Below are 5,180 nucleotides of genomic sequence, written 5' to 3'. Positions count from 1 at the left end.
AACGAACGAGATGATAAAAGAACTTTTCAGTACTAAAGAACTAAAAGAACTCTTTAAAGCGGATTATTATTTGAAACACGTGGATACTGTCTATGAACGTTTTACATTAAATTGATATTCGTTGCAAGCGTTTTGGAAAGCGGTATATCAACATTTGTAAAGTCCCTATCATAAGTCTGTTGCATTTTTTAGATTGGTTTTATGGTAAAATCACCCTTGAAGATTTGTAAAGCAACACTTAGAAGGGACGCAGCTTACCTGCAAAGGAGAGTGTGAATGATCCCAGAATTTTTTTCACAACATAAAAAGTCAATACCATCCTGGAGAATAGAGGTGTTTATTGCACTGATCTTCGATACCTTACGGGATGGATTTTCAGTTTTTGAGGGACAGAGGAATCTGTCCCTTTTATTTTGCCAAAATTTTGGGAGGAAAGGAGGAAAAACGTGAACTTGAAAAATATCCACACGATTATCGAACCCGCTCAATTCGAGAAAATTCTCAAAAGAATGTACTTTGAACTCATGGAAAAGTTAAAAGATTCAGAGGATTTTGCAGTCGTAGGAATCCAAACGGGTGGGGTGTATCTTGCAGACCGACTTAAAAGGATAGCCTTTGAACATGGGCTTAAGCTCCCCACAGGAAAGGTGGACATTACCTTTTACCGTGATGACACTTTCTATCGCTTGGAACAACCCCATGTAAAAGAGACACAAATTGATTTTGAAGTCACCGGTAAGACAATCATTCTATGTGATGATGTAATTTTCACCGGGAGGACGGTCAGAGCTGCTATTGATGAAATCTTCGATTACGGCAGGCCCCGGAGGATAGTTCTCGTTACCTTTATCGACAGAGGGCATAGGGAGTTGCCAATACAACCAGATATATGCGGCAAAGTGGTTCCCACCAGGATGAAAGAACAAATAATTGTGCATTTCAAAGAGCAGAACGGTACCGATAGGGTAGAAATTGGGGTGATGGAATGAGCATGGTTGGTCGTGATGTTTACGATGTAGACGTTTTCAATGTAGAGGAGGTTTATCAGCTATTTGAGCTTACAAAGCACTTCAAAGGTATATTGAGCAGGAAGGTGAAGAAAGTGCCAGCACTGCGAGGCGTAACTGTCTGTACGGCCTTTTTTGAGAACAGCACGAGAACAAAGATCTCTTTCGACCTCGCAGCTAAGAGATTGGGTGCTGATACAGTTGCCTTTTCCGCTTCCTCCTCTTCTTTAAAAAAAGGAGAATCCTTAAAGGACACAATTTTGACTCTGGATGCTATGGGAATTGATCTCTATGTAGTGCGCCATAGCGAGCCCGGTACTCCAAAGTTCATCAAGAAATACACCAAAGCCACTGTAATAAACGCTGGTGATGGGTTTCATGCGCACCCAACTCAAGCACTGCTGGACAATTACACTATCTGGGAAAAGAAGGGGAAAATAGACGGATTGAAAATCTCTATTGTTGGCGATATTCAACATAGCCGTGTGGTGCGTTCAAACATAAAACTCATGAAAATGCTTGGAGCTGAAGTGACCGTGTGTGGTCCAAAGACTTTAATGCCTCTGGAAATAGAAAAATCAGGAGTCAAGGTTAGCTATGACATAAATGAAGCGATCGATGGGGCAGATGTAGTTATGGGTCTGAGAATGCAGCTTGAAAGACAAACCAGCGGGCTCTTTCCAACACTTGAAGAATATCATAAACTCTATGGAATTACAAAAGATAGGCTTTCACATGCAAAACCCGATGTGATCTTCATGCACCCGGGACCTATGAACAGAGGTGTCGAGGTGGACGACCATGTTGCGGACTTTGAGAGAAGCGTTGTTCAAGAGCAGGTTACCAACGGTGAAGCTATACGAATGGCTCTCCTTTATTCGGTACTTGGAGGGAGGATGGAGGAATGAGGTATCTAATAGAAAACGGCGAGGTATTGATTGAAGGAAAATTCCAGCGGAAAAACATTGTTGTGTATGGGGAAAAATCACAGACATAATTGAAAACAACCCTCATGACTTCAATGGCAAAAGAATAGATGCGAAAGGTCAACTCATCATTCCCGGGCTTATAGATATGCACGCGCATTTAAGAGAACCGGGATACGAGTACAAAGAAGATCTTGAAAGCGGTTTGAAGGCGGCACTTAACGGAGGGATAACAACTGTTGCATGCATGCCTAATACCAGACCTTCACTAGACAGCCCTGCTGCTGTTCATAGCCTAAAAGAAAAGGCAAAGGTACTTAGCCTGGCTAGACTGGAAGTCATTGCTGCAGCCACCAAGGGTAGGGAAGGAAAGGAATTGACGGAAATGGGGACCCTGGCACAAGCTGGTGCGATAGGTTTTTCGGATGATGGGGATCCCATATGGGATCCGCACATAATGAGGAGAGCACTGGAATACGCCTCGTCCTTTCACCTCCCTGTTATAGATCATTGTGAAGAAAGGGCACTTTCAAGAGATGGCTCAATGCGTGAAGGTTACTATTCCAATTACTATGGAATTTACGGTATCCCGGATGCTGCTGAATCCGTAATGGTTGCTAGAGATATAGATCTTGCGAATTTAACAGCTGGTTGGGTCCATATAGCCCATGTTTCTACGGGGAAATCGGTGAATCACATAAGGCATGGAAAGGGAAAAAGAGGAAAAATAAGCGCTGAAGTCTGTATCCACCACTTACTCTTTACGGATAAAGACCTGGAAGATTACGATCCAGCGAAAAAGTTAAATCCTCCCTTTCCAACAAAAGAGGATCAGGAAATGCTCTTAGAAGCCCTGATGGATGGAACCATAGACATTATAGTTACCGACCATGCACCGCATGCCAATTGGGAAAAGGAAGTGGAATTTCAGCGGGCACCTTTCGGGATTATAGGCCTTGAAACCCTGTTACTGCAGCTTTTCAAACTTTCCAGGAAAAAGACACTAGCCTTCGAAAAATTGCTTGAGAAAGTCACTTCGGCTCCTGCTAAACTCTTCAACCTTGCAGGCAGAGGAAGAATTGAAAGGCATTATTATGCAGATCTAGTTCTCTTTGATCCGATGGATGATACAACCCTAACGAACAGCTATTTCAGATCAAAGGCCAGAAACACACCATATCTTGGGAAAACGCTTCAAGGGAAAATAACGCAGGTCATGTGTGGTGGTAAGCTTGTTCAAATCTAAAATCAAGTGGATTAAGAAGTCGGAAAACGAAGCACTAATTCTAATAGCCCTTGATGGGACCTTTGGGTCCCTTCCGGGGCAATTCTTCATGCTGAAATCCGGGGATTTTCCCGTTACTCCACGCCCCTTTTCGGTTTACTTTGAAGATGAAATCAGAGGAGAAACGCTTTTTTTGCTAAAACCTCGGGGATTGCTAACAGAAGAAGCGCTGAGCTGGCAAATAGGGCATGAACTCAAACTAAAGGGTCCTTTGGGTAATCCCATACCTGTAATAGAAGGCGCAAATCTCGTAGCTGGCGGAAGCGGTTATGCACCTCTTCATTTTTACGGGTCAAAATACGGGTATAAAAATTTTTATCTGGGAACTACATCGAAAGAAGAAGCCGATTTTCTAAATAATCTACCAAACCTTAAAATCACCTGCGGACCTATGGTTGTTACGGAACGCTTTTTTCAGGACAACAACGAAGGAGCGGTCATAGCCTGCGGCCCTACACCGATGCTGCAACACCTATCAGAGCAATATCACGGGGGATCCGTGTATGTTTCTATTGAAGAAAGAATGGCATGCGGCACAGGTATGTGTGAAGGCTGTGCGGTAAAACTCAAGAGTGGAGAAATCAAGTTTGTATGCAAAGATGGCCCACTTTTTGATGGGAAAGAGGTGGACTGGCAATGGCTAACTTGACTCGGGAAGTTATGGGTATAACCTTCAAAAACCCCGTGGTCATTCCTTCAGGCCCTGGTGGCTTTGGGTTGGAGATGGAAAAGGATGTTCTTTCAAAGATAGGGGCTTTCACTATAAAGAGTGTCACGCTTGAACCTAAAGAAGGCAATCCATCCCCCAGACTCGTTGATGCAGGTTATGGCCTTATAAACTCAATCGGGCTTCAAAACCCCGGAATAAAAACGTTTCTAAATACCATTTACCCAAAATTGCTACCCTTTCCTACTAAGCTCTTTTTCTCAATTGCTGGAAATTCGCCTTGTGAATTCAGGGAAATGGCTGCTGTTTTGAATGGAGTTGAAGGTTTTGATTTGCTGGTGCTGAACCTATCATGTCCTAACGTAGAAGATGCCAATACACTTTTGGGAGCCAATCCAGAATCGGTGGCAGAGATATTGAAACAGGTGAAAACAGTTTTCACTACCAGACCGGTGACAGTGAAATTACCTCCTGAAATACCGGATTTTCCTTCCGTGATAAGGGCATGCGAGAACAATGGAGCTGACGGATTGGTGCTGTTCAACTGCATAACAGGGGCAAGATTTGATATAGAAACCGGGAAACCATTCTTGAAAAGAACCTATGGGGGGTATTCAGGCCCGGCAGTCAAACCTATTTATCTGCGAAAGATTCATTTGGCGCGACAGTTAACCAAACTACCGATTATAGGCATGGGTGGTGCTTACAAATGGGATGACATTTTTGAATATCTCCTTGCGGGAGCTGAACTCGTTGGCTTTGGCCTTAGAACCATGGTTGACCCGCTGGAAGTTGCTGAACTTCCCGAAAAAGCACAAAGCTGGCTTTGCAAACACGGATTTGCTGATCTTACAGACTACCTATTGAAAACACGAAAGGGGGAATTAAAGTGAGCTTTGCTGAAAAACTGATGAACTTACGAAGGAAGAATGCCTCACACCTTTGCGTAGGACTGGATATAGATCCTGAAAGAATAGAACAAGACCCTGTGAGTTTTGCCAGAAAAATAATAGCAAGAACCAAAGATCTTGTATGCGCTTACAAGGCTAACCTGGCCTTTTACCTTGCTATGGGAGAAAAAGGAATAGAAATCTTAATAAATGCAGCAAAAATACTGGTAAAAGAAGGCTATCTAATTAAACTTGATATTGTTGGATCAGGGCCAATTGAAAATAGCATAAAAGAATATACGCTTAATAAAGAAGGGCTAAAAATTAAAATTTGGGGCTATCTAAATCATGGCGCTAAAATGAATTTGGTTTTCGATAAGGCAGATATATTTGTACTACCATCAT

The 5,180-nt window shown here is 42.8% G+C and carries 6 protein-coding genes; all 6 read left to right on the top strand.

Annotated features, from left to right (window positions below; genetic code table 11):
* Nucleotides 1-446: 446 nt before the first annotated feature.
* Nucleotides 447-989, top strand: a complete 543-nt coding sequence (pyrR, locus tag AC3LHT_RS05560) for a bifunctional pyr operon transcriptional regulator/uracil phosphoribosyltransferase PyrR (protein WP_290666739.1) — start codon at nucleotides 447-449, stop codon at nucleotides 987-989.
* Nucleotides 986-1,915, top strand: coding sequence for an aspartate carbamoyltransferase catalytic subunit (locus AC3LHT_RS05555; protein WP_290666741.1), 930 nt, complete (start codon nucleotides 986-988; stop codon nucleotides 1,913-1,915). The genes pyrR and AC3LHT_RS05555 overlap by 4 nt, the downstream gene beginning before the upstream one ends.
* Before the next feature lie 76 nt (nucleotides 1,916-1,991).
* The gene (locus AC3LHT_RS05550; protein WP_488662219.1) at nucleotides 1,992-3,179 is read left to right on the top strand and encodes a dihydroorotase; all 1,188 of its coding nucleotides are present in this window, start codon (nucleotides 1,992-1,994) and stop codon (nucleotides 3,177-3,179) included.
* Nucleotides 3,166-3,867, top strand: a complete 702-nt coding sequence (locus tag AC3LHT_RS05545; protein WP_488662217.1) for an iron-sulfur cluster-binding protein — start codon at nucleotides 3,166-3,168, stop codon at nucleotides 3,865-3,867. The genes AC3LHT_RS05550 and AC3LHT_RS05545 overlap by 14 nt, the downstream gene beginning before the upstream one ends.
* Complete coding sequence (locus AC3LHT_RS05540) at nucleotides 3,855-4,778, top strand: beta/alpha barrel domain-containing protein (protein WP_290647125.1); 924 nt, start codon at nucleotides 3,855-3,857, stop codon at nucleotides 4,776-4,778. The genes AC3LHT_RS05545 and AC3LHT_RS05540 overlap by 13 nt, the downstream gene beginning before the upstream one ends.
* Nucleotides 4,775-5,180: glycosyltransferase family 4 protein (locus AC3LHT_RS05535; RefSeq protein WP_488662216.1), on the top strand; the 406-nt coding region annotated here is incomplete at its 3' end. The genes AC3LHT_RS05540 and AC3LHT_RS05535, both read left to right, overlap by 4 nt.

Source organism: Kosmotoga sp., from assembly GCF_982836095.1.
Note: the sequence above shows the minus strand (reverse complement) of the source record. Positions and strands in the feature narration are given on the sequence as shown.